Origin of the sequence: Pseudomonas brassicacearum (assembly GCF_009601685.2) — a bacterium.
Lineage (GTDB): Bacteria > Pseudomonadota > Gammaproteobacteria > Pseudomonadales > Pseudomonadaceae > Aquipseudomonas > Aquipseudomonas kilonensis_B.
Genome location: NZ_CP045701.2, coordinates 2,051,798 through 2,075,529 on the forward strand (window position 1 = coordinate 2,051,798; position 23,732 = coordinate 2,075,529).

18 protein-coding genes and 1 other RNA gene are annotated in these 23,732 nt (G+C 62.4%); 11 read left to right on the plus strand and 8 right to left on the minus strand.

What is annotated here, in order from left to right; genetic code table 11:
- The first annotated feature begins 24 nt into the window (after nucleotides 1–24).
- The 6 genes from GFU70_RS08960 to ffs all read left to right on the plus strand — a co-directional run bounded on the left by GFU70_RS08960 (nucleotide 25) and on the right by ffs (nucleotide 9,392).
- Nucleotides 25–684, plus strand: coding sequence for a GntR family transcriptional regulator (locus GFU70_RS08960; protein WP_058545538.1), 660 nt, complete (start codon nucleotides 25–27; stop codon nucleotides 682–684).
- Between the two features lies 1 nt (nucleotide 685).
- Nucleotides 686–4,174, plus strand: coding sequence for a chromosome segregation protein SMC (gene smc, locus GFU70_RS08965; RefSeq protein ID WP_058545537.1), 3,489 nt, complete (start codon nucleotides 686–688; stop codon nucleotides 4,172–4,174).
- 257 nt (nucleotides 4,175–4,431) lie between these two features.
- Nucleotides 4,432–5,277, plus strand: a complete 846-nt coding sequence (zipA, locus tag GFU70_RS08970) for a cell division protein ZipA (protein ID WP_058545536.1) — start codon at nucleotides 4,432–4,434, stop codon at nucleotides 5,275–5,277.
- Nucleotides 5,278–5,472: 195 nt separating this feature from the next.
- On the plus strand, nucleotides 5,473–7,830 hold the full coding sequence (gene ligA, locus GFU70_RS08975) for an NAD-dependent DNA ligase LigA (RefSeq protein ID WP_153387896.1): 2,358 nt from the start codon (nucleotides 5,473–5,475) through the stop codon (nucleotides 7,828–7,830).
- Between the two features lie 122 nt (nucleotides 7,831–7,952).
- Nucleotides 7,953–9,113 carry a putative zinc-binding metallopeptidase gene (locus GFU70_RS08980; RefSeq protein WP_116642844.1) on the plus strand — a complete coding sequence of 387 codons (1,161 nt, stop codon included), beginning with the start codon at nucleotides 7,953–7,955 and terminating at the stop codon, nucleotides 9,111–9,113.
- 182 nt (nucleotides 9,114–9,295) lie between these two features.
- Nucleotides 9,296–9,392: signal recognition particle sRNA small type (gene ffs / locus GFU70_RS08985), an RNA gene on the plus strand.
- A 186-nt stretch (nucleotides 9,393–9,578) separates the two neighbouring features.
- On the opposite strand, the gene GFU70_RS08990 is transcribed toward ffs, so the two are convergent.
- Nucleotides 9,579–9,893, minus strand: a complete 315-nt coding sequence (locus GFU70_RS08990; protein ID WP_014339392.1) for a helix-turn-helix domain-containing protein — start codon at nucleotides 9,891–9,893, stop codon at nucleotides 9,579–9,581.
- A 338-nt stretch (nucleotides 9,894–10,231) separates the two neighbouring features.
- Between GFU70_RS08990 and GFU70_RS08995 the strand changes: the two genes are divergently transcribed.
- On the plus strand, nucleotides 10,232–11,980 hold the full coding sequence (locus tag GFU70_RS08995; protein WP_116642843.1) for a putative bifunctional diguanylate cyclase/phosphodiesterase: 1,749 nt from the start codon (nucleotides 10,232–10,234) through the stop codon (nucleotides 11,978–11,980).
- On the opposite strand, the gene GFU70_RS09000 is transcribed toward GFU70_RS08995, so the two are convergent.
- A complete protein-coding gene (locus tag GFU70_RS09000; RefSeq protein ID WP_153387897.1) occupies nucleotides 11,926–12,696 on the minus strand; it encodes a substrate-binding periplasmic protein in 771 nt (256 codons plus the stop codon). The two genes, GFU70_RS08995 and GFU70_RS09000, sit on opposite strands and share 55 nt — an antisense overlap.
- 144 nt (nucleotides 12,697–12,840) lie before the next feature.
- Here GFU70_RS09000 and dnaX point away from each other — a divergent pair, with 144 nt between their 5' ends.
- The 4 genes from dnaX to recR all read left to right on the plus strand — a co-directional run bounded on the left by dnaX (nucleotide 12,841) and on the right by recR (nucleotide 17,234).
- A complete protein-coding gene (gene dnaX, locus GFU70_RS09005) occupies nucleotides 12,841–14,916 on the plus strand; it encodes a DNA polymerase III subunit gamma/tau (protein ID WP_116642841.1) in 2,076 nt (691 codons plus the stop codon).
- Between the two features lie 64 nt (nucleotides 14,917–14,980).
- Nucleotides 14,981–15,319, plus strand: coding sequence for a YbaB/EbfC family nucleoid-associated protein (locus GFU70_RS09010; protein ID WP_003183512.1), 339 nt, complete (start codon nucleotides 14,981–14,983; stop codon nucleotides 15,317–15,319).
- 211 nt (nucleotides 15,320–15,530) lie between these two features.
- A complete protein-coding gene (locus GFU70_RS09015; protein ID WP_116642840.1) occupies nucleotides 15,531–16,565 on the plus strand; it encodes an NADP-dependent oxidoreductase in 1,035 nt (344 codons plus the stop codon).
- Between the two features lie 66 nt (nucleotides 16,566–16,631).
- On the plus strand, nucleotides 16,632–17,234 hold the full coding sequence (recR, locus tag GFU70_RS09020) for a recombination mediator RecR (protein ID WP_153387898.1): 603 nt from the start codon (nucleotides 16,632–16,634) through the stop codon (nucleotides 17,232–17,234).
- Between the two features lie 68 nt (nucleotides 17,235–17,302).
- Here recR and GFU70_RS09025 read toward each other — a convergent pair whose 3' ends face one another.
- The 6 genes from GFU70_RS09025 to GFU70_RS09050 form a co-directional block, all read right to left on the minus strand.
- Entirely contained in the window at nucleotides 17,303–17,851 is a 549-nt protein-coding gene (locus GFU70_RS09025; protein ID WP_058544610.1) for an adenine phosphoribosyltransferase, read from the minus strand.
- Nucleotides 17,852–17,927: 76 nt separating this feature from the next.
- Complete coding sequence (gene fnr, locus GFU70_RS09030) at nucleotides 17,928–18,662, minus strand: fumarate/nitrate reduction transcriptional regulator Fnr (RefSeq protein ID WP_003199588.1); 735 nt, start codon at nucleotides 18,660–18,662, stop codon at nucleotides 17,928–17,930.
- A gap of 94 nt (nucleotides 18,663–18,756) precedes the next feature.
- The gene (gene hemN / locus GFU70_RS09035; protein ID WP_153387899.1) at nucleotides 18,757–20,139 is read right to left on the minus strand and encodes an oxygen-independent coproporphyrinogen III oxidase; all 1,383 of its coding nucleotides are present in this window, start codon (nucleotides 20,137–20,139) and stop codon (nucleotides 18,757–18,759) included.
- Nucleotides 20,140–20,295: 156 nt separating this feature from the next.
- Nucleotides 20,296–20,979: a sulfite exporter TauE/SafE family protein gene (locus tag GFU70_RS09040; protein WP_058544612.1), complete on the minus strand. Its 684-nt coding sequence runs from the start codon at nucleotides 20,977–20,979 to the stop codon at nucleotides 20,296–20,298.
- Complete coding sequence (gene ccoS, locus GFU70_RS09045) at nucleotides 20,972–21,190, minus strand: cbb3-type cytochrome oxidase assembly protein CcoS (protein ID WP_003183505.1); 219 nt, start codon at nucleotides 21,188–21,190, stop codon at nucleotides 20,972–20,974. Before ccoS ends, GFU70_RS09040 begins: the two co-directional genes overlap by 8 nt.
- Before the next feature lie 24 nt (nucleotides 21,191–21,214).
- A complete protein-coding gene (locus GFU70_RS09050; protein WP_153387900.1) occupies nucleotides 21,215–23,665 on the minus strand; it encodes a heavy metal translocating P-type ATPase in 2,451 nt (816 codons plus the stop codon).
- Nucleotides 23,666–23,732 lie beyond the last annotated feature (67 nt).

Consider the following 23,732-nt stretch of genomic DNA (forward strand, 5'->3'; position numbering starts at 1 on the left):
AATCGAAGAGTTTGAAGGACAACCATGACGTTCAAGGCCCCGGACAGCCTCGCCGAGCAAATCGCCCATCACCTCGCCGAACGCATCATTCGCGGCGAAATGAAACCGGGAGAGCGCATCCAGGAGCAGAAGGTCACGCTGGCGCTCAACGTCAGCCGCGGCTCGGTCCGCGAGGCCTTGCTGATCCTGGAGCGACGCCACTTGATCGCGATCCTGCCGCGCCGCGGCGCCCACGTCACCGAGCTTACCGAACACAAGGTGCGCAGCCTCTGCACGCTGATGAGCGAGCTGTACATCCTGCTGGGCAACGCCGTGGCCCATGGCTGGAAAGAACAGGCCGACATGGCGCCGTTCGTGGCGATCCAGCAGCGTCTCAACGACGCCTACGTGCGCCAGGACATCCGCACCTTCGTCGATGAAAGCTTCAGCGTGATGCGCGCCGCCTATCCCTTTGCCAACAACCCGTATTTGCAGGAAACCGTCGAGAACCTGCAACCGGCCATGAGCCGTGCCTATTTCCTGGCCCTGGAACAACGCAAGGCGGAAATGAGCGAGTTCCTAGACCTGTTCCAGCGCCTGCTCGCCGCCGTGCTGGCCCGTGATTTGCCGCAGATCCGCATCGTGCTCACGGCCTACGCCCAGCGCAGTTGCGATCTGGTGGTTTCTGCCCTGACGGCGGCCTGACGTGCGGCTCAAGTGCATCAAGTTGGCGGGGTTCAAATCCTTCGTCGACCCGACCACGGTGAACTTCCCCAGTAACATGGCGGCGGTGGTCGGGCCCAATGGTTGCGGCAAGTCGAACATCATCGACGCCGTGCGCTGGGTGATGGGCGAGAGCTCGGCCAAGAACCTGCGCGGCGAGTCGATGACCGACGTCATCTTCAACGGCTCCACCAGCCGCAAGCCGGTGAGCCAGGCCAGCATCGAGCTGGTGTTCGATAACTCCGACGGCACCCTGGTGGGTGAATACGCGGCGTATGCAGAAATCTCCATTCGTCGCAAAGTGACCCGCGACAGCCAGAACAGCTATTTCCTCAACGGCGCCAAGTGCCGGCGTCGCGACATCACCGATATTTTCCTCGGCACCGGCCTGGGCCCGCGCAGCTACTCGATCATCGAACAGGGCATGATCTCCAAGCTGATCGAGGCCAAGCCCGAAGACTTGCGCAACTTCATCGAAGAAGCCGCCGGTATTTCCAAGTACAAGGAGCGGCGGCGCGAGACTGAAAACCGCATTCGTCGCACCCACGAGAACCTGGCGCGCCTGACCGACCTGCGCGAAGAACTCGAACGCCAGCTCGAGCGTCTGCACCGTCAGGCCGAGGCCGCGAAGAAGTACCAGGAATACAAGGGCGAGGAGCGCCAGCTCAAGGCCCAGCTGTCGGCCCTGCGTTGGCAGGCGTTGAACGAGCAGGTCGGCCAGCGTGAGGCGATCATCGGTAACCAGGAAGTCAGCTTCGAAGCCCTGGTGGCCGAGCAACGCAACGCCGACGCCGCCATCGAGCGCCTGCGTGACGGGCACCACGACCTGTCCGAGCGCTTCAATCTGGTGCAGGGGCGCTTCTATTCCGTGGGGGGCGACATCGCCCGGGTCGAGCAGAGCATCCAGCATGGTCAACAACGACTGCGGCAGTTGCAGGATGATTTGAAGGAAGCCGAGCGGGCGCGCCTGGAAACCGAATCACACCTGGGGCACGACCGCACCTTGCTGTTGACCCTCGGCGAGGAGCTGGACCGACTCACGCCGGAGCAGGAAATCACCAGCGCCGCCGCCGAAGAGGCTGCCGCGGCCCTGGAAGAAGCCGAGCTGACCATGCATGGCTGGCAAGAGCAGTGGGACAGTTTCAACCTGACCTCGGCCGAGCCGCGGCGTCAGGCTGAAGTCCAGCAGTCGCGCATCCAGCAGTTGGAAACCAGCATGGAGCGCCTGGCCGAACGTCAGCGTCGCCTGTCCGAAGAGCGCGCCTTGCTCGCGGCGGACCCGGAAGACGCAGCGATCCTGGATCTGAATGAGCAACTGGCGACCAGCGAAGCCACCCTCGAAGACTTGCAGGCCAGCGAAGACGCCCAGGTCGAACGGCTCGAACAACTGCGCCAGGCCTTGCAACTGGCCTTGCAGAACCAGCAACAGGCCCAGGGCGAATTGCAGCGGCTCAATGGGCGCCTGGCCTCGCTGGAAGCCTTGCAGCAAGCCGCACTGGACCCAGGCACCGGCACCGCCGAATGGCTGCGCGACCAGCATCTGGCCGAGCGTCCGCGACTGGCCGAGGGCCTGAAGGTCGATGCCGGTTGGGAGCTGGCGGTGGAAACCGTGCTGGGTGCCGATCTGCAAGCTGTGCTGGTGGATGACTTCGGTGGCTTCGACCTGTCGGGTTTCACTCAGGGCGATCTGCGCCTGCTCAGTCCGGCGGGCGACGGCGTACGAATCCCCGGCAGCTTGCTGGACAAGGTCGAGGCCCAGGTCGACCTGTCGCCCTGGCTGGGGCAGGTCAAACCGGTGGACAGCCTTGAGCAGGCCTTGGCCCTGCGTGGGCAATTGGCGGCCGGCGAAAGCCTGATCAGTCGTGACGGGTATTGGGTCGGCCGGCATTTCCTGCGGGTGCGTCGGGCCAGCGAAGCCGAGAGCGGCATGCTCGCCCGTGGCCAGGAGATCCAGCGCCTGGGCGCCGAGCGCGAAGAGCGCGAGGCCAGCGTCGAAGCCCTGGAAACCGAATTACAGAACCTGCGGGCGCAACAGCGTCAGCAGGAGAACGGCCGCGAACACCTGCGCCGGCTGTTGCAGGATGAAGCGCGCCAGCAAGGCGAGCTCAAGGCGCAGCTGTCGGCCGGCAAGGCCAAGGTCGAACAGTTGGCGCTGCGCCGCACCCGCCTCGAAGAAGAAATCGCCGAACTGGGCGAGCAGCGGGCGCTGGAGCACGAACAGATCGGCGAGGCGCGCTTGCAACTGCAAGAGGCCCTCGATGCCATGGCACTGGACACCGAGCAGCGCGAACTGCTGCTGGCCCAGCGTGACAGCCTGCGCGAGCGCCTGGATCGGGTGCGCCAGGAAGCGCGCCAGCACAAGGACCATGCCCATCAGTTGGCGGTGCGCCTGGGCTCGCTCAAGGCCCAGCACGATTCCACGCGCCAGGCATTGGAACGGCTGGAAATGCAGTCCGAACGCCTGACCGAAAAACGCGAACAATTGAGCCTCAATCTGGAGGAGGGCGAAGCGCCGCTGGAAGAGCTGCGCCTCAAGCTCGAAGAGTTGCTCGACAAGCGCATGAGCGTCGACGAAGAGCTCAAGACGGCACAGATCGCTCTGGAGGACGCCGACCGCGAACTGCGCGACGCCGAGAAGCGCCGCAGCCAGGCCGAGCAGCAATCGCAACTGATCCGCGGCCAGATGGAACAGCAGCGCATGGAGTGGCAAGCCCTGACGGTGCGGCGCAAAGCCTTGCAGGACCAGTTGCTGGAAGACGGCTACGACCTCGACGGGGTGCTCGCCACCTTGGTGGCCGGGGCCAACGAGAAGGACGCCGAGGAAGAGCTGGAGCGCATTGCCCAGCGCATCCAGCGCCTGGGGGCAATCAACCTGGCGGCCATCGACGAGTATCAACAGCAGTCCGAGCGCAAGCGCTACCTGGACGCCCAGAACGACGATCTGGTGGAAGCGCTGGAGACCCTGGAAAACGTCATTCGCAAGATCGACAAGGAAACCCGCAATCGCTTCAAGGATACCTTTGATCAGATCAATGGCGGTTTGCAGGCACTTTTCCCAAAAGTTTTCGGTGGCGGCAGTGCCTACTTGGAACTGACGGGCGAAGATTTACTCGATACAGGGGTGACAATCATGGCGCGTCCTCCTGGCAAGAAGAACAGCACCATCCATTTGCTCTCCGGTGGCGAAAAGGCGCTGACCGCATTGGCCCTGGTCTTTGCCATCTTCAAACTGAACCCGGCGCCGTTCTGCATGCTCGATGAGGTCGACGCACCACTGGACGACGCCAACGTAGGCCGTTACGCACGGCTGGTGAAGGAGATGTCTGAAACGGTGCAGTTCATCTATATCACCCACAACAAGATCGCCATGGAAATGGCCGATCAGTTGATGGGGGTGACCATGCATGAGCCGGGCTGTTCGAGACTGGTGGCGGTGGATGTGGAGGAGGCCATGGCCATGGTGGATGCCTGATCAACAAGCTGTAGGGCATTTGCTTGGAACGCTGTAGGTATTTTTACCCTGGGGGGTGATGTTCAATTAACAGATTGGGCACAAGCCTGTGCGACAGACGGTGTAAAGTTATCTTTGGTCGTGCTAGTTTAATGTCAATTTTTCGTATGCGTGGGCAAAACGCCATTCAGAACATAGAGTTGGCGCCACGTTTTAAAGCGGTTTGCAAATAGCTAAGCCCCTTATTTTTCAGCATTTTTATAGAGGCACGGGATTACATGGAAATCGGTCTGCGCGAGTGGCTGATCGTCATCGGCATCATTGTCATTGCCGGTATTCTTTTCGACGGCTGGCGCCGCATGCGCGGCGGCAAGGGGAAACTGAAGTTTCGCCTGGACCGCAGCTTGTCGAACCTGCCCGATGAGGATGACAGCGCCGAGCTGCTGGGCCCGCCCCGGGTGCTGGACACCCATAAGGAGCCGCAGCTGGATGAACATGACTTGCCGTCGATGAGCGCGCCTGCCCGTGAGCCACGGGAATCGGGTTCCAAGCGCGGCAAGCGCAACAGCGAACCGTCTCAGGGTGATTTGAACCTGAATCTCGACCTGGATGGTGGCCCGAGCTTCAGCAGTCGCGACAGCGATTTCCCGGACGAGAACAAAACCTCGAGCGCCGACAAAGACCAGGCCCAGGCTGAAGAAGTGCTGGTGATCAGCGTGATCTGCCGCGACCCGGCCGGCTTCAAGGGCCCGGCGTTGCTGCAGAACATCCTGGAAAGCGGCCTGCGTTTCGGCGAGATGGATATTTTCCATCGTCATGAGAGCATGGCCGGCAACGGCGAGGTGCTGTTCTCCATGGCCAACGCCGTCAAGCCTGGCGTGTTCGACCTCGACGACATCGATCATTTCAGCACGCCGGCGGTGAGTTTCTTCCTTGGCCTGCCGGGCCCGCGTCATCCCAAGCAGGCCTTCGATGTGATGGTGGCCGCGGCTCGCAAGTTGTCCCAGGAGCTCAATGGCGAACTCAAGGATGACCAGCGCAGCGTGCTGACCGCCCAGACTATCGAGCACTACCGCCAGCGTATCGTCGAATTCGAGCGCCGGGCACTGACCCAGAAGCGCTGAGGCCAAAGATCGCTGGCCTGTAGGAGCTGTCGAGTGCAACGAGGCTGCGATCTTTCCACTGACGATTGGGTCGTGAGCGAAAGATCAAAAGATCGCAGCCTCGTTGCACTCGTCAGCTCCTACAGCTCCTGCACGCGATCGAAGTATTGAGAATGAGCAGCCTAGGCTGCTCTTTTGCTTTATGAGAGAACACCCATGAACGCCGTCGAAACCCGAATTCAACAGCTGCGCACCGAGCTGGATCAGCACAACTACCGCTACCACGTGCTCGATGAGCCGAGCATCCCGGACGCCGAGTACGACCGCTTGTTCCACGAGCTCAAGGCCCTGGAAGAGCAGCACCCGGAACTTGTGACCAGTGATTCCCCGACCCAGCGGGTCGGTAGCGGGGCGCTCTCGGCATTCAGCCAGGTGCGCCACGAGATCCCGATGCTCAGCCTGGGCAACGCCTTCGACGAAACCACCATGCGCGAATTCGACCGCCGGGTAACTGAAGGCCTCGACCTGCCCATGGGCGACCTGCTGGGCGGGGGTGCGGCGGTGGAGTACAGCTGCGAGCCGAAGCTCGATGGCCTGGCGGTCAGCCTGTTGTATCAGGACGGCCTGCTGGTGCGCGGTGCTACGCGTGGTGATGGCACCACGGGCGAGGACATCAGCGTCAACGTGCGTACGGTGCGCAACATCCCCCTCAAGTTGCAGGGCAGCGGCTGGCCGCCACTGCTGGAAGTGCGCGGCGAGGTGTACATGTCCAAGGCCGGCTTCGAACGCCTCAACGCCACGCAACTGGAAGCGGGTGGCAAGACCTTCGCCAACCCGCGCAACGCGGCGGCCGGCAGTCTGCGTCAGTTGGACTCCAGGATCACGGCCAACCGTCCCCTGGAATTTTGCTGCTATGGCATCGGCCAAGTGACCGCGGACATTGCCGATACCCACATTGGCAACCTCAAGCAGCTCAAGGCCTGGGGCTTGCCCATCAGTCGTGAGTTGAAGCTGGCCCACGGTATTGACGAATGCCTGGATTACTACCGCGACATCGGCGAGCGCCGTAGCGCGTTGCCTTATGAAATCGACGGGGTGGTGTTCAAGGTCAACAGCATCGCCTCCCAGCGCGAGCTCGGTTTTCGCGCCCGGGAGCCGCGTTGGGCCATCGCTCATAAATTCCCGGCCTCTGAAGAACTCACCGAGTTGCTGGACGTCGAGTTCCAGGTCGGTCGCACCGGCGCTGTCACGCCCGTGGCACGCCTCAAGCCGGTCAAGGTCGCTGGCGTGACCGTGGCCAACGCCACCTTGCACAACATGGACGAAGTGGCACGCCTGGGCCTGATGATCGGCGACACCGTGATCATCCGCCGTGCCGGCGACGTGATCCCGCAAGTGGTGCAAGTGATCACCGAGCGCCGTCCGGCCGATGCCCGCCCCGTGGAGATCCCCAGGCAGTGCCCGGTGTGTGGTTCCCATGTCGAGCGCACACAATTGATCAAGCGCAGCAAGGGCCGTGAAACCATCAGCGAAGGCGCGGTGTACCGCTGCGTCGGTCGCCTGGCCTGTGGTGCGCAGCTCAAGCAGGCGATCATCCACTTCGTGTCGCGTCGGGCCATGGACATCGAGGGCCTGGGCGAGAAGAGCGTCGAGCAACTGGTGGACGAGGGCCTGGTGGGTTCGCCCGCCGATCTGTATGCCCTGACCTTCGAGCAGGTGGTCGACCTGGAAGGCTTCGCCGAACTGTCGAGCAAGAACCTGCTGGCGGCCATTGTCGACAGCAAGAAACCGAGCCTGGCGCGTTTCATCTACGCCCTCGGCATTCCGGACGTGGGCGAGGAAACCGCCAAGGTCCTGGCTCGCTCCCTCGGTTCGTTGGAGCGCGTGCAGGCGGCTCTGCCCCAGGTGCTCACGTACTTGCCTGACGTCGGCCTGGAAGTGGCCCACGAGATCTACAGCTTCTTCGAGGACTCGCACAATCGCCAGGTGATCAAGGACCTGTTGCGCCACGGCCTTGAGATCCAGGATCAGGGCGAGTTGGGCGCCGAGTTCTCCGCCAGCACGACCCTGGGTGGTTTTCTCGACAAGTTGAACATTCCTTCGGTCGGACCGGGCGGAGCGCAGAAACTGGCAGACAAGTTCGGTTCACTCGAGGCGGTGATGAGTGCCGACTGGCTGGACATGCGCCAGGCGTTGCCGGAAAAACAGGCCAACGCCGTGCGCGAGTTCTTCGCCATTGCCGCCAACCGTCAGCAGGCCGAAGCCGCGGAGCAACAGTTGCAGGACTTCGGCATGCATTGGCAGAGCGAGAAGAAGGTCGTCGAAGGTTTGCCTGAGGCGGGTCACACCTGGGTGCTGACCGGTTCGCTGGAGTTGATGAGTCGCGACGTCGCCAAGGACAAGCTGGAGAGCCTGGGGGCCAAGGTCGCAGGTTCCGTGTCGGCGAAAACCCACTGCGTGGTGGCCGGGCCGGGCGCCGGTTCGAAATTGACCAAGGCCAATGAACTAGGGCTCAAGGTGCTGGATGAAGAGGCGTTTGTCGTCTTTCTGAGTCAGCATGGCATCACGGTTTAGTGCCCTGTGTGGTGAGGGGACAAGTGCCCTCGCCACGGTTTATCCGCTGCCAGTGGTACATCGCTCGGAACGATCATGAACGTAAGGTGATCTAGTCTTGCAGGCTCCAGGGAGAGATCGCCATGTACCGCTTCTTCGAACAACTGAGCTCACGCATCGCCGCGCCGTTCTTGGGCGATCGGTCACGTAACAGCAAGGTCTGGTCGTGCCGTTGCGGCCAGTCGTTGTTCTTTCGCAACAGCCAATGCCTGGCCTGCCTGGCGGCGCTGGGTTATCAACCTGAGCGCAGTCGCCTGACGTCCTTGCAACCCGGCGAGCAAGCCGGGACCTGGACGCTGGACGCCGATCCCCAAGCCGGGCTGTTCCGCCGTTGCGCCAACCTCGACACCCCGGCGGCCTGCAATTGGCTGTTGCCGGCCAACGGGTACGATACCCTGTGCATCGCCTGTAGCTTGAACCGCACCATTCCCGACCTGTCGATCCCGGAAAACCCCGAACGCTGGTGCAAGGTCGAGACAGCCAAGCGTCGTCTGGTCGCGCAACTGATTAGCCTCGGCTTGTCGGTCATCCCGAAAACCGTCGACGAAAACACCGGCTTGGCGTTTGATTTCATCGGTGTCGATCCCGACGGCACACCACCCACCACTGGTCACGCCAGTGGATTGGTCACCCTCGACATCAAGGAAGCTGACGATGCCCATCGTGAATACGTGCGCCAGCAGATGCGCGAGCCGTATCGCACCTTGCTCGGGCATTTCCGACATGAGGTGGGGCACTATTATTGGGATCGGCTGATCGCCAACAGCCACTGGCTCGAGGCTTTCCGCGAGCTGTTCGGCGATGAGCGCGTCAGTTATGCCGAAGCCCTGGACCGGCACTACCAGCAAGGCGCGCCGCTGGACTGGCAAACCCGTTACGTCAGCGCCTATGCCACCATGCACCCGTGGGAGGACTGGGCGGAAACCTGGGCGCATTACCTGCACATGATGGACGCGGTGGACACCGCCCTGGGTTTGGGCATGAGCGCCCGGGAAATGGATTTCGACTACCAGCCGTTCCCGCCCGAAACCCTATACGATTGCGAGCACGCTGGCGGTGCGGCTTTCCTCTCGTTCGTCAACGCCTGGATCGAACTGGCCGGCATGCTCAACGAACTGTCCCGCAGCATGGGCCAACCGGATTTCTACCCGTTCGTCGTGCCGGCGGCCGTTATTACCAAGCTGCATTTCATCCACCTGGTGATCCAGGAGGAGGGTGGCCGGGCGGATGAGGTGCTGTTGTAGGTTCCTGTGAAAGCCGCCTGCATCCTTGCCTGATGTGCCGATGTCATCGCGAGCAAGCTTTGCTGCCACAGCAAGTGCTTGAACATCTTAAGTTTTTTAATCCGGCACGAACGGTTGTAACTTCTTGCCAGATAGGTACAATGGCGCGGCTCGCCGTCAGGCGGGCGTCGTTATGGTGACCCCATCGGTCCCCCCGCAACGATTACCCGTGAACCTGGTCAGATCCGGAAGGAAGCAGCCACAGCGGGAACATTGTGTGCCGGGGTGTGGCTGGTGGGGTTGCCTCCATAACGCTCAGGCCTTCGTTCGCAGGGTCTGCCAAATTCAAAATTTCTTTTTGTGTTGCTGATCGAATCGATCAGTGCGTTCTGCTGTTCAGGTTTTGGCCAGGCAGGACAGGCCGAAGTCAAAGAGAAACCCGGCCTGCCTCCCATCGACAGTCCCGGCTTCTCTTTCACATCTGCATCAAGGCTTGGACAAGGCCTGGTCGACCGCTGCGATCAGTTTTCCCAGGTCCTTGGAGGGGGCTTTGTGTATGACACCGAACAGATACGCCCGCTGTTCGTCCTCATCGCCCATGTCGGCAAAAAAGGCTTTCAGTTGTACATCCAGCACATTGGCAAGCAGGAACAAGGCTTCGACGCTGGGGGTGTAGGTGCCGGTTTCGAAGCGGCTGATGGTTTTGGGGTCAAAACCGGTTTTTTCGCCAAGTTCAGCCTGAGTAAGCCCCGCTACTTTGCGGTAGCGTCTGATGGCTGGACCCAAACTTGAAATTTGCATCGCTTAATTCCCATTTAGAATCAAGAACTTAACGATAGATTTTCGCATTAGGCAACCGCGTGATCCATCACCTTGCTTTGCAAAATGTGATGTCTTTCGTAGAATCGGCCTTTGGCACGGGTATTTGGTGACCTGCTTCAGAAACCGGGGTGTGTGCAGAGACCGGGCCTTGCGTTTCTTGCCGCGATACAAGGCAAGGGCTGAAGCCCTCCCTTAACCCCGCCAAGGCCCGCGCTCCAGCTTTCCTCAGAGTGTTTGAGCCTAGTTGATTTTCGCCTGTCTTGAAGGCGGTGCAACCGCGCGCGACAAATGAGCCTGACTCATGGATGACTGCTTCGATGGATAAGAAGTACCGCAGAGCCGTTGACGCCGCCGCGATTTTTTCCGAAACCGATCTGAGCGGGCGCATCACCTACGTCAACGATCAATTTTGCAGCCTTTTTGGCTACCGGCGCGATGAGCTGCTGGGCGTGAACCATCGCCTGCTCAATTCCGGCGAGCACCCTGACGAATTCTTCCGCACCATGTGGCGCACCATCGCCCTGGGCCAGGTCTGGAAAGGGGAAATCTGCAACCGGGCCAAGGACGGTACGCTGCACTGGGTCGACACCACCCTGGTGCCGGTGATCGATGACGAGACAGGGCAAGTCGAGCGCTATCTGGCGATTCGCTTCGACGTCAGCGAAAAGCGTCGCCTGCTGCATTCGCTGCAATGGCGGGTCGGTCACGATGTGCTGACCGGGCTCCCCAACCGTACTTATCTGTCCGATCTGCTGGACCAGGCCCTGGCGTTTTCCCGTGCGGAAAACTTGCCCCTGGCAGTGTGCATGCTCGACCTCGATGGCTTCAAGGCGGTCAATGATGGCTATGGTCACGCCAGTGGTGATTGGTTGCTGGTGGAGGTCGCCAGGCGCCTGCGCAGTATCGTGCGTGGCGAGGATGTGGTGGCGCGGTTGGGGGGCGACGAGTTTGTGCTGGTGCTGCGTCATGTGCGTGGGATGGATGAGTTGCACGCCGCGTTGAACCGGGTGTTGATCGCCGTTTCCAAGTCGTATGGTATTGACGGCAAGGACATCAAGGTCTTCGCCAGCATTGGCGTCACACTGTTCCCCTGGGATAACGAAGACGCCGAGACGTTGTTGCGCCACGCCGACCAGGCGATGTACGTGGCCAAGCAGAGCGGTCGCAATCGTTTCCACTTGTTCGATGTGTCCCGGGACAAGGAAGTGCGAGCCACTTACCAGACCGTCGAACGGGTCCGCCAGGCACTGGCCGATAATGAACTGCGGCTGCATTTTCAGCCCAAGGTCAATATGCGTCATGGCACCGTGGTCGGCCTGGAGGCGCTGCTGCGCTGGAAGCATCCGCAACGCGGCCTGGTGCCGCCACGGGAGTTCCTGCCGCTGGTGGAAGAGACCGACCTGATCGTCGAGATCGGCGAGTGGGTCATGGAGCAGGTATTGACCCAGTTGCAGCAATGGCAGCAAGCGGGGCAGGGCTGGCCGGTGAGCATCAATATCTCGGCGCGGCATTTCCAGCGGGCGGATTTTGTCGAGCGGCTGCGACAGGTGTTGGAACGGCATCCGGCGGTACCGCCACGTCTGTTGGATCTGCAGATTGTCGAATCCGTCGCGGTGGAAAACCTTGCCCACGTCAGCGCCTGCCTCCAGGCCTGCCATGCCTTGGGCGTGGGGTTTTCCCTGGGTGGTTTCGGCACGGGCTATTGCTCGCTCAACGACCTCAAGCACCTGCGCACGCAAACCATCAAGATCGACAAGACCTTTGTCCGCGACATTCTCCATGACCGTGACGACCTGGCACTGACCGAAGCGGTGATTGGCCTGGCCCGGGCGTTTGGCCGTGAGGTGGTCGCCGAAGGGTTGGACAGCCTTGAGCATGGCCAACTGCTGTTGAGCCTGGGCTGCGAGGTGGCACAAGGTTATTTCATCGCCCGGCCCATGCCGCCCGAGCAGATACCCGGCTGGGTGCAGGGGTTCATCCCGCCGTCGCAATGGCAGCAGCGGCCAGGCGATCAGGGGGAGGACGCCTCGCTCCTGGCCCGCGATGCTTCACTGCGGCCCGTGTAAAGCTGGATGATCGCGTCGATCTCCCCGGACGTTTTCATGTTCGACAAGGTTTCCAGAATGCGTTGTGCTGGAATGTTCGGATCGTTGCGCACGTAACAACTCAACTGCTGTTCCTGAAGCACTGCCACCTCTTGCAGTTGCCGATCAGCGGTATGACGTTGATTGAACCAGTCCAGCGCCCATTGGTTGCTGATCCCGTAGCGATGACGCCCGGCCAGCAGTTTCGCCAGCACTTGTTCCTGGCTGCGGGCATCGTCGCGGTGCAGTTGTCCACGGTTGAACAAGGGTTGCAAGGTGGGGTAGGTATAGCCGAGCACCGTGCCGATGGGCTGCTCCGGCAACGTGCTGAGCGTGACCGCCGCAGGGGCGCTTGCCGTGGCGACGAGCAGGTCGCGCTGGAAAAACAGCGGGCTGCTCCAGAGGTAGTCGCCGCTGTCCTTCACCCAATCGGGGCTGACATAGCAGCGCACGTCGATCTCGCCGTGTTTCATGGCGCCGTCGAGGCGGGCGCGGGACAGGACATGGAATTGCGCCGGCATTGCCATCTGGGTCGCCAGGCTGGTCAATATATCGGGAAGGATGCCCTGGGTCGGGCGACCTCGTTCGATCTGCACCATGGGCATCGCCCAGCCGTCGGTAATGGCGAAACGCAGGGGGCCTTCCTCGGCAAAGCAACTGGTACCCAACAACAGCAAAGCCCCCATGGCTGAACGCATAAACTCTCCTGATTGTGCAAAACCCATGTCGACAAGCGGGTCTCTGATCCAATCTTAGTCAGATTAGACGAGCACACCGGATGCAATTTCGCCCCTGCTCCGCTAGCATTAGCCGCTTATGTTCCTTCGTTGCGACGGTTTTCGATGAGTTATCAGGTTCTTGCACGTAAATGGCGTCCGCGCTCGTTCCGCGAAATGGTCGGCCAGACCCATGTGCTCAAGGCTCTGATCAATGCCTTGGACAGCCAGCGGCTGCACCATGCCTACCTGTTCACCGGTACCCGTGGCGTGGGCAAGACCACCATCGCGCGGATCATCGCCAAGTGCCTGAACTGTGAAACCGGCATCACCTCCACGCCTTGCGGCGAGTGCTCGGTCTGCCGGGAAATCGACGAGGGCCGCTTCGTCGACCTGATCGAGATCGACGCCGCCAGCCGCACCAAGGTCGAAGACACCCGCGAGCTGCTCGACAACGTGCAGTACGCGCCGAGCCGTGGGCGCTTCAAGGTCTACCTGATCGACGAAGTGCACATGCTCTCCAGTCATTCCTTCAATGCGCTGCTCAAGACCCTCGAAGAGCCGCCGCCCTACGTCAAGTTCATCCTGGCGACCACCGACCCGCAGAAACTTCCTGCAACCATTTTGTCGCGGTGCCTGCAGTTCTCCCTCAAGAACATGACGCCGGAGCGGGTGGTCGAGCACCTGACCCATGTACTGGGCGTCGAGAATGTGCCCTTCGAGGACGATGCGCTGTGGCTGCTGGGCCGCGCCGCCGATGGTTCGATGCGTGACGCCATGAGCCTGACCGACCAGGCCATCGCTTTCGGTGAAGGCAAGGTCATGGCCGCGGATGTCCGGGCCATGCTCGGCACCCTCGATCACGGCCAGGTCTATGACGTTTTGCATGCGCTGATCGAAGGCGACGCGAAGGCGCTGCTCGAAGCGGTGCGTCACCTGGCCGAGCAGGGCCCGGACTGGAATGGCGTGCTCTCGGAAATCCTCAACGTGCTGCACCGGGTCGCCATCGCCCAGGCCTTGCCTGAGGGTGTCGACAACGGCCACGGCGACCGTGATCGCGTACTGGCCCTGGCCCAGGCATTGCCGGCCGAAGACGTGCAGTTCTATTACCAGATGGGCCTGATCGGTCGTCGCGACCTGCCCCTGGCACCGGACCCGCGCGGCGGCTTCGAAATGGTCCTGCTGCGAATGCTGGCGTTCCGGCCAGCCGACACGGCGGACGCCCCGAGGCAAACGCTAAAGCCAGTGGGGATCAGCCAGGCCACAGCTGATTCCGCCAAGCCAGTGGCTGCCGCGCCCGTCGTTGCGCCGGCAGTGGCTTCGGCTCCGGTAGCGCCGGCACCTGTGGTACCACCGGCCCCGGCCCCCGTTGCTGCAGTCCCTGAGCCAGAACCTGAACCGGTCGCTGAGGCGCTGCCCGAACCGGTCGTTGAAGCCGTCGTCGATCTGCCTTGGAACGATCCGATCGAGCCCGAGGTTGTCCAGCAACCTGCCGTGGAGCCGGTCCTGGAGACCGTCGCCGAGCAGCCTGAGTTGCCGCCGATGCCTTTGCCAACGCCCGACAGCGTGGTGCCCGATGCGCCGGAGTGGGTTGCCGCGCCGGTGCCCGAGCCGACAGTGGCCGACGTCGATGTCGCCACGCCAGGCGTCGACGAGGACGACGAGCCACCGCTGGACGAGGATTACATCGAGCCGGACATGGATTCGGCCTACAGCTACCTGGACGACCTGGCCAGCGAGCACGCTGCTGAGCCGGCCCCGGAGCCCGAGCCGGAACCTGCGGCGATGCCGGCCACCGGGCTGGCCCTGCAATGGCTGGAGCTGTTCCCTAAACTGCCGATCAGCGGCATGACCGGCAGCATCGCCGCCAACTGCACGTTGATCGCCGTGGAAGGCGACCACTGGCTGCTGCACCTGGACCCGGCCCACAGCGCCCTGTTCAATGCGACCCAGCAACGTCGCCTCAACGATGCGCTGAACCAGTACCACCAGCGCCCCCTGACGCTGACCATCGAGCTGATCAAGCCCGAGCAGGAGACCCCGGCCCAAGCGGCGTCCCGGCGCCGTGCGGACCGTCAGCGCGAAGCGGAGGAGTCGATCCACGGTGATCCATTCATCCAGCAGATGATGCAACAGTTCGGCGCCGTGGTTCGTCACGATACTATCGAACCTGTCGAGGCCCCGGTCACCCAGGGCTCATAACTGAAGGCGCCGGGCCGAACGGGCCGGGCGCGTTGTTTATCCAAGTACTTTCGAGGTGATTCCCATGATGAAAGGTGGCATGGCCGGCCTGATGAAGCAGGCGCAGCAGATGCAGGAAAAAATGGCCAAGATGCAGGAAGAATTGGCCAACGCCGAAGTCACCGGCAAGTCCGGCGGCGACATGGTGACCGTGGTCATGACCGGTCGCCACGACATCAAGCGCGTCAGCATCGACCCAAGCGTGGTCGAAGGCCTGAGCGAAGACGACAAGGAAATGCTCGAAGCCCTGTTCGCCGCCGCCGTCAATGACGCGGTGCGCAAGATCGAAGCCAACAGCCAGGACAAGATGTCCGGCATGACGGCCGGCATGCAACTGCCGCCGGGCATGAAACTGCCGTTCTGATTCGCCATCCCGGTCGGGATGGGCTACACACAATGCCAGGCATCGCGCCTGGCATTTTTGTTTCTGTCATGGGAGCGAGCGGTGGCAGAAATCTTATCTGTGGGGACAAGCCTTGCTCCCACAAGCACCTGCTGAACAAACATCGAACGCCACCCCCTTGGCAATGGTCTGCTCCCTATACGTGCCACTCAACGATCAAGGAGACGCTTCCATGTCACAAGCATCGACTTCCAGCCAGCGCATTGTCCTTGCCTCCCGCCCCCACGGCGCCCCGACCCCGGACAATTTCCGGCTGGAGCACGTGACGCTGCCGGACCTGGCGCAAGGGCAGATCCTGCTCAAGACACTGTTCCTGTCCCTGGACCCCTACATGCGCGGGCGAATGAGTGACGGACCTTCCTACGCTGCTCCGGTGCAAATCGACGAGGTGATGACCGGTGGCGCCGTCAGCCGCGTGGAACGCTCGACGCACCCGAAATTCCAGGAGGGTGATCTGGTGGTAGGGGCCACCGGTTGGCAGAGCCACTGCATCAGCGACGGGCGCAACGTGATGCCCATCCCTTCTGGGCTGCCCAGCCCGTCGATGGCCCTGGGTGTGCTGGGTATGCCGGGCATGACCGCTTACATGGGGCTGATGGACATTGGCCAGCCCAAGGCCGGGGAGACCCTGGTGGTCGCGGCGGCCTCGGGTGCGGTGGGCTCGGTGGTCGGACAGGTGGCAAAGATCAAGGGCCTGCGTGTCGTCGGCGTCGCGGGTGGCAGTGAGAAATGCAAGTACGTGGTCGACGAGCTGGGATTCGACGCCTGTGTCGATCACAAGAGCGCGAGTTTTGCCCAGGAGCTGGCGCAGGCTTGCGACAAGGGCATCGATATCTATTACGAAAACGTCGGTGGCAAGGTGTTTGATGCCGTCGTGCCATTGCTCAACGCCAAGGCGCGGATCCCGCTCTGTGGCTTGATCGCTTCCTACAACGATCATCAAGCGCCGAGCGGCCCGGATCGCTTGCCGCAGTTGCAGCGCACTTTGCTGACCAAGCGTGTGCGGATCCAGGGGTTTATTGTGTTTGATGACTACGGTGACCGTCAGCCGGAGTTCATCAGCGCCATGGTCCCTTGGGTGCGTGATGGCAAGGTCAAGTTCCGTGAAGACGTGGTCGATGGCCTTGAGAATGCGCCGCAGGCGTTTATCGGGTTGTTGGAAGGGCGCAACTTCGGCAAGTTGGTGGTGCGGGTCGCGCAGGATTGAGTATTTGACGCTAATCGGAGGCGCGGGTATAAACCGCGTCTCGTTGTTATGTCGGACATTTCCTCCATGAGCTTCAGCCCTTTGATTCGCCAACTGATCGATGCCCTGCGAACGTTGCCGGGTGTAGGTCAGAAAACTGCCCAGCGCATGGCGTTGCAATTGCTCGAGCGTGATCGCAGCGGCGGTTCGCGCCTGGCCCAGGCCCTGAGCCAGGCCATGGAAGGCGTAGGGCATTGCCGTTTATGCCGAACCCTCACCGAGGACGACCTCTGCCCACAATGTGCCGACCCGCGACGGGACGACAGCTTGCTCTGTGTGGTGGAGGGGCCGATGGATGTGTATGCGGTAGAGCAGACCGGTTTTCGTGGCCGTTATTTCGTGCTCAAGGGCCATCTGTCACCGCTCGACGGCTTGGGGCCTGAAGCCATCGGCATTCCGCAGTTGATCGCGCGGATCGAAGAAGCGGGTACGTTCACGGAAGTCATCCTTGCTACGAACCCGACGGTCGAAGGCGAAGCCACCGCCCATTACATCGCCCAACTGCTCAACAATAAAGGCATGGTCGCCTCGCGCATCGCCCACGGCGTGCCGCTGGGTGGGGAGCTTGAACTGGTGGATGGCGGGACGCTGGCGCATTCGTTTGCGGGGCGCAAGCCGATCGCGTTGTAACAGCAACACAAATCCCTGTGGGAGCGAGCAAGCTCGCTCCCACAGGGATTTGTGTTTCGTTGGCGAGATTATTTTTCGCTGAGCGAGAACTGCGTCAGGCAGAAAGTGGGAATCCCCATGTCTTCCAGGCGCTGGGTGCCGAGCAGCTCCGGCAGGTCGATGATCGCCGCGGCCTCATGGACCTTGGCGCCCATGCGGCGGATCAGGTTGGCAGCGGCGATCAGCGTGCCGCCGGTGGCGATCAGGTCATCGAACATCACCACCGAATCACCCTCGCACAAGCTATCGGCGTGCACTTCAAGGAAGGCTTCGCCGTATTCGGTCTGGTAACCCTCGGCCAGCACATCGGCCGGCAGCTTGCCTTGCTTGCGGAACAAGATCAGCGGCTTGTTCAACTGATAGGCCAGGATCGAGCCAATCAGGAAACCCCGCGCATCCATCGCGCCGATGTGAGTGAACTCGGCCTCGACATACCGGTGGGCGAAACTGTCCATGACCAGTCGCAGGGCAGTCGGGGATTGGAACAGGGGGGTAATGTCGCGAAAGATCACGCCGGGCTTGGGGAAATCGATCACAGGGCGGATCAGGGATTTGATGTCGAAGGAGTCAAAGACCATCGTGGAGGTGTCCTGGCTAAGCTGCAAACGCGGCAGTATAGCGCGGCTGGGAACATCCCTCAGCCGCGCGCGGCCATCAGCCTTCGATCGAGCCGCCGGCCAGGGCGCAGAGCTGGATCGGGTCGAGAATGTGAATTTCCTTGCCTTCGGCGGCAATCAACTCGTTCTGCTGGAAGCGAGTGAATACCCTGGACACGGTTTCCACCGCCAGACCCAGGTAATTGCCGATTTCGTTGCGCGACATGCTCAAGCGGAACTGGTTGGCCGAGAACCCGCGGGCGCGGAAGCGTGCCGAGAGGTTGACCAGGAACGTGGCGATACGCTCGTCGGCGGTTTTTTTCGAGAGCAGCAGCATCATTTGCTGATCGTCACGGATTTCCCGGCTCATGACGCGCATCAACTGGCGGCGCAGTTGCGGCAGCTGTATGGCCAGCTCATCCAGGCGATCGAAGGGGATTTCGCACACCGAGGTGGTTTCCAGGGCCTGGGCCGAGACCGGGTGGGACTCGGTGTCCATGCCGGACAGGCCCACCAGTTCGCTGGGCAGGTGGAAGCCGGTGAGCTGTTCTTCGCCGCCGTCGCTCAGGTTGAAGGTCTTCAAGGCGCCCGAGCGCACCGCATAGACCGAATCGAAGGTATCGCCCTGGCGAAACAGGAATTCCCCTTTTTTCAACGGGCGACCCCGTTTGACGATGTCGTCCAGCGCGTCCATGTCCTCCAGGTTCAGCGAAAGTGGCAGGCAGAGGGGGGCCAGGCTGCAATCCTTGCAATGGGCCTGGTTGTGGGCGCGCAGTTTGACTGGCTCGGACATTTCTTAAATCCTTGTGGGAAATCACGCATAGGACGTAAGGGTACCCCAGAGCAGACAGTCCGGCCAGCGTGGCTTCGTCGTCAAATTGTCGCGCTCAGATCACTCGGGAGAAGCGTTGGCGATTGTGCTGGTCCAGATAGGCATCGAACACCATGCACACCGATCGCACCAGCAGGCGCCCGGCAGGCAAGACCCGGATGTGGTTGTCATCCAGCTCGATCAGCCCGTCTGCGGCCATGGCCTGCAATTGCGGCCACTGCAGCGCGAAGTAGCCGCGAAAATCGATGTTGAAGGTTTGCTCGATCTCGGCGAAGGGCAGGTGGAAATGGCAGATCAACTGCTGGATCACCGCGCGCCGTAGCCGGTCGTCAGCGTTGCAGATCAGCCCGCGACTGGTCGCCAGTTGTCCGTCGGCGAGGGTGTTCTGGTAGTGGTTCAGGTCACTGCTGTTCTGGCAGTACACATCGCCGATCTGGCTGATGGCTGACACGCCGAGGCCGATCAGGTCGCAGTGACCATGGGTGGTGTAGCCCTGGAAGTTGCGCTGCAACGTGGCCTCTTCCTGGGCGATGGCCAGTTCGTCGTCGGGCAGGGCGAAGTGGTCCATGCCGACGTAGCGGTAACCGGCGTCGGTGAGTTGTTCGATGGTGCCTTGCAGCATCGCCAGTTTCTGCTCCGGGTTCGGCAAGTCCTGGCTGTTGATGCGCCGCTGGGGCATGAAGCGTTCCGGCAGGTGGGCGTAGTTGAACACCGAGAGCCGGTCCGGTTGCAGGTGGATGACTTCCTGGACGGTGCGGGCGAAGTTTTCCGGGGTCTGCTTGGGCAGGCCGTAGATCAGGTCGATGTTGATCGAACGGAACTGCAAGGTCCGGGCGGCTTCGACCACGGCACGGGTTTCTTCCAGGCTTTGAAGGCGATTGACGGCACGCTGCACCGCTGGATCAAGGTCTTGCAGGCCGATACTGACCCGGTTGAAACCCAGTTCGCGCAGCAGGCCCATGGTTGACCAGTCGGCTTCCCTGGGGTCGATTTCGATGCTGTAGTCACCGGAATCGTCGTCCAGCAGGTTCAGGTGCTGGCGCAGCTTGGCCATCAGTTGGCGCAGTTCGTCGTGGCTGAGGAATGTCGGAGTGCCGCCGCCAAAGTGCAACTGTTCCACGCGCTGGGTGGGGTCCAGGTGGCAGCCGATCAATTGGATTTCCTGTTCCAGGCGCTGCAGGTAGGCGTGGGCGCGACCGCGGTCCTTGGTGATGACTTTGTTGCAGGCGCAGTAGTAGCAAATGTTCGCGCAGAACGGTATGTGCACGTACAGCGACAGCGGCCGCAGGGCCTTGCGGCTGTCGCGCAGGGCGTGGAGCAGGTCGAAGGTGCCCACCTGGCTGCCGAACTGCGCCGCAGTGGGGTACGAGGTGTAGCGTGGTCCCGCCAGGTCGTAACGGCGGATGAGATCTGAGTCCCAACAAATGGTGTCGAGCATGCGGGCATTCCCCGGATAGACTGGCATGGGGCGAGTCTAGGGGCGCGTGGGCGTGGACGTTTTGATTTGCGTCAACGGGGTGGGAGCTGAGTCAGGGCCAATCGCGAGCAAGCCCGCTCCCACAAAGGATTTGTGGTGGATATGAGCTCCATTCGGTCAATGCCCCATGAGCCAATGTTGATGCGGCCCCGGCAGTGTCCATACCCCGAAAACAATCACCAACAAGCCACCGGCCATGCGCACGCTGCGTTTGCGCAGCAGGGCGGTGACGCGTTCGGCGGCCAGGCCGGTGGCGAGCAGCACCGGCCAGGTGCCCAGGCCGAAGGCGAGCATCAGCAGCGCGCTGTCCAGGGCATTGCCCTGGCTGGCGGACCACAACAGGGTGCTGTAGACCAGACCGCACGGCAGCCAGCCCCATAGCGCGCCGAGCAGCAAGGCCCGGGGCAGGCTCGACACCGGCAGCAAGCGGTTGGCGACCGGCTGGATGTGCCGCCACAAGCCACGCCCCACGCTTTCGATGCGGGTCAGGCCGCTCCACCATCCCGCCAGGTACAAGCCCATGGCAATCAACAGCAAGCCGGCCAGCACTCGCATGATCATCGCTGCCGGGCTATTGGACACGGCCCAACCGGCCAGGCCAATCAGCAACCCGGCGGCGGCGTAGCTCAGGATCCGCCCCAGGTTGTACGCCAGCAGCAACCGAAAGCGCCGGCTGCGTTGTTCCTTGGGAATCGCCAGGGTCAGGGCGCCCATCAGTCCGCCGCACATGCCCAGGCAGTGTCCGCCGCCGAGCAGGCCAAGGATAACCGCCGAAACCAGCAGTGGCGCCAGATCAAGCATGGGGTGGGGCCTTGTCGTCCGGCTTGCGGGCCTCGCCACTGGCTTCGTCCACTGCCGCCTTGTGGTTCGGGTCCTGATCGTCGAACAGAATGCTGTGGGCCGGACCGTCGAGGTCGTCGTACTGCCCGCTGTCCACGGCCCAGAAGAAAATGTACACGGCGATGGCCACGATCAGCAGCGCGGCGGGGATCATCACGTAGAGAGCTGGCATGTCGGAACTCCATGCCCGTGCGGCTCAGACCGGCAGCGGGCGGGTATCGGGCGTGGCGTCGAAAACCGGCGTCTTGGGCTGACGCGTCAGCCTCAGCGCATTCAACACCACGGTCAACGAACTGATGGACATGCCGACCGCGGCCCACACCGGCGTAATCCAGCCGAGGGCGGCGAACGGCAACATGAGGCCATTGTACAGCCCTGCCCACACCAGGTTCTCAATGATTACCCGGCGGGTGCGGCGGGCCAGGCTGAAGGCGTGGATCAGGGCGTCGAGGCGGTTGGACAGCAGTACCGCGTCGGCGCTGGTCTTGGCCAGGTCAGTGGCCGAACCCATGGCGACACTGATGTCCGCCGCCGCCAGCACTGGCACGTCGTTCACGCCATCGCCGAGCATCAGCACCTTGCGACCCTGCTGGTGCAACTGCTGCAACACGGCCAGTTTGTCGTCCGGGCGCAGGCCGCCGCGGGCTTCATCGATGCCCAGCTCGGCGGCGACGCTGGCAACCATCGGCGAACTGTCTCCCGATAGCAGCAATGTCCGCCAACCCCGTGCCTTGCAGGCCGCCAGCAGGGCCGGGGCATCGACGCGCAAGCGGTCATCGAGGACGAACCAGGCCAGTGGCCCGATCTCATTGCCCAGCAACAGCCATTGCCCCGGTTCGTCCGGCATTTTCGGTACGGCGGCGCCACTCAGTTCGCAGACAAAACCGGGCTGGCCGATGCGCAGGCGCTGTTCGGCCACCAAGCCTTCCAGCCCCAACCCTGGGGTGCTTTGCACCTGTTCGGCGGCCAACGGCGCGCGGCCGAAGGCGCGGGCGATGGGGTGTTCGGAGCGGTTTTCCAGGGCAGCGGCCAAGCCCAGGCATTGATCGCTGTCGAGGGCCGCCAATGGCCGAATGGCACGCAACGCCAGGCGGCCTTCGGTGAGGGTGCCGGTCTTGTCGAAAATCACCGTGTCGATCTGGTTCAGGCCTTCCAGCACATGGCCGCGTGTCAGCAGCAGGCCAAGCTTGTGCAGGGTGCCGGTGGCCGCGGTGAGGGCGGTCGGCGTGGCGAGGGACAACGCGCAAGGGCAGGTGGCGACCAGCATCGCCAGGACGATCCAGAACGCGCGCGAAGCGTCCAGTTGCCACCACACCAGCCCGATGACGGCAGCGGCGAGCAAGGAGAACAGCAAGAACCATTGGGCGGCGCGGTCGGCGATTTCCGCCAGTCGCGGCTTCTCGGCCTGGGCCCGTTCCAGCAGCCGCACGATGGCCGACAACCGGGTGTCTTGCCCAAGGGCCAGCACCTGGACCGTCAAGGCTCCTTCGACGTTCAGCGTGCCGGCGGTGACCGCGTCGCCCACCTGGCGAGGTTGTGGCAGGTATTCGCCGGTCAGCAGCGATTCGTCGATGCTGGACTGGCCATCGAGGATCCTGCCATCAGCCGGCAGGACCGCCCCGGGATGCACCAGCACCCGGTCACCGGTGCGCAATTCGCTGAGCAGGATGCGTTCACTCTGGCCGTTATCCTCCAGGCGCAGGCACGAGGCCGGTAACAGATTGACCAGATGGGCGGTGGCGGCCGCCGTGCGCTCCCGGGCCCGGCGTTCCAGGTAACGGCCGGCCAGCAGGAACAGGGCGAACATGCCCACGGCATCGAAGTACAACTCGCCGACACCGGTAATCGACGTCCAGATTCCGGCAACGTAAGCGCCGCCGATGGCCAGGGACACCGAAACGTCCATGGTCAGGTGGCGGGTGCGCAGGTCGCGCATGGCGCCCTTGAAGAATGGCGCGCAGCTATAGAACACGATGGGTGTGGTAAGGAACAGGGCAACCCAGCGCAGGATGGTGTGCATCTCCGGGCTCAGGTCGATGTTGAATTCCGGCCAGGTGGCCATGGTCGCCATCATCGCCTGGAACCACAGCAGGCCGGCTACACCCAGTTGGCGCAGGGCCAGGCGGTTTTGTGCGGCGAGTTGTTCACAGGCCTGGTCGGCCTGGTACGGGTGCGCTACGTAGCCGATCTGGCGCAATTCGGCGAGCAGCGTGCTCAGCGGCAGTTGAGCGTCGGCCCAGCGTACATGCAGGCGATGATTGGACAGGTTCAACCGCGCCTCGGCCACGGCCGGCAGGCTGCGCAATTGTTTTTCAATCAACCAGCCGCAGGCAGCACAACTGATGCCTTCCATCAACAGGGTGGTTTCGGCCAGTTCGCCTTCATGGCGCACGAATGATTGCTGCACGTCAGGGCGATCGTACAGCGCCAGTTCATCGGTCAACTGGACGGGCAGGGTGTCAGGGTTGGCCGACGCTTCGCTGCGATGCTGGTAATAACTTTCCAGGCCACCGGCGACAATGGCCTCGGCCACAGCCTGGCAGCCCGGGCAGCACAGCTCGCGGGTTTCACCGAGGACAACGGCGGTGAAGCGACTGCCCGGGGGGACGGGCAGGGCGCAATGGTAGCAGGGCTGTGGAGTGGTCATGGTTGTCGCATGAAGGCCTGGCATAGTGGGCTTGCAAGCAAGGAGATACACAAACTGTAGGAGCTGC

What these genes read in the sequence shown, in the direction of transcription:
- GFU70_RS08960 (WP_058545538.1), top strand. Translation starts at nt 25, where the DNA reads ATGACGTTCAAGGCCCCGGACAGCCTCGCCGAGCAAATCGCCCATCAC.
- zipA (WP_058545536.1), top strand. Translation starts at nt 4,432, where the DNA reads ATGGAAATCGGTCTGCGCGAGTGGCTGATCGTCATCGGCATCATTGTC.
- ligA (WP_153387896.1), top strand. Translation starts at nt 5,473, where the DNA reads ATGAACGCCGTCGAAACCCGAATTCAACAGCTGCGCACCGAGCTGGAT.
- GFU70_RS08980 (WP_116642844.1), top strand. Translation starts at nt 7,953, where the DNA reads ATGTACCGCTTCTTCGAACAACTGAGCTCACGCATCGCCGCGCCGTTC.
- GFU70_RS08990 (WP_014339392.1), bottom strand. Translation starts at nt 9,893, where the DNA reads ATGCAAATTTCAAGTTTGGGTCCAGCCATCAGACGCTACCGCAAAGTA.
- GFU70_RS08995 (WP_116642843.1), top strand. Translation starts at nt 10,232, where the DNA reads ATGGATAAGAAGTACCGCAGAGCCGTTGACGCCGCCGCGATTTTTTCC.
- GFU70_RS09000 (WP_153387897.1), bottom strand. Translation starts at nt 12,696, where the DNA reads ATGCGTTCAGCCATGGGGGCTTTGCTGTTGTTGGGTACCAGTTGCTTT.
- dnaX (WP_116642841.1), top strand. Translation starts at nt 12,841, where the DNA reads ATGAGTTATCAGGTTCTTGCACGTAAATGGCGTCCGCGCTCGTTCCGC.
- GFU70_RS09010 (WP_003183512.1), top strand. Translation starts at nt 14,981, where the DNA reads ATGATGAAAGGTGGCATGGCCGGCCTGATGAAGCAGGCGCAGCAGATG.
- GFU70_RS09015 (WP_116642840.1), top strand. Translation starts at nt 15,531, where the DNA reads ATGTCACAAGCATCGACTTCCAGCCAGCGCATTGTCCTTGCCTCCCGC.
- recR (WP_153387898.1), top strand. Translation starts at nt 16,632, where the DNA reads ATGAGCTTCAGCCCTTTGATTCGCCAACTGATCGATGCCCTGCGAACG.
- GFU70_RS09025 (WP_058544610.1), bottom strand. Translation starts at nt 17,851, where the DNA reads ATGGTCTTTGACTCCTTCGACATCAAATCCCTGATCCGCCCTGTGATC.
- fnr (WP_003199588.1), bottom strand. Translation starts at nt 18,662, where the DNA reads ATGTCCGAGCCAGTCAAACTGCGCGCCCACAACCAGGCCCATTGCAAG.
- hemN (WP_153387899.1), bottom strand. Translation starts at nt 20,139, where the DNA reads ATGCTCGACACCATTTGTTGGGACTCAGATCTCATCCGCCGTTACGAC.
- GFU70_RS09040 (WP_058544612.1), bottom strand. Translation starts at nt 20,979, where the DNA reads ATGCTTGATCTGGCGCCACTGCTGGTTTCGGCGGTTATCCTTGGCCTG.
- ccoS (WP_003183505.1), bottom strand. Translation starts at nt 21,190, where the DNA reads ATGCCAGCTCTCTACGTGATGATCCCCGCCGCGCTGCTGATCGTGGCC.
- GFU70_RS09050 (WP_153387900.1), bottom strand. Translation starts at nt 23,665, where the DNA reads ATGACCACTCCACAGCCCTGCTACCATTGCGCCCTGCCCGTCCCCCCG.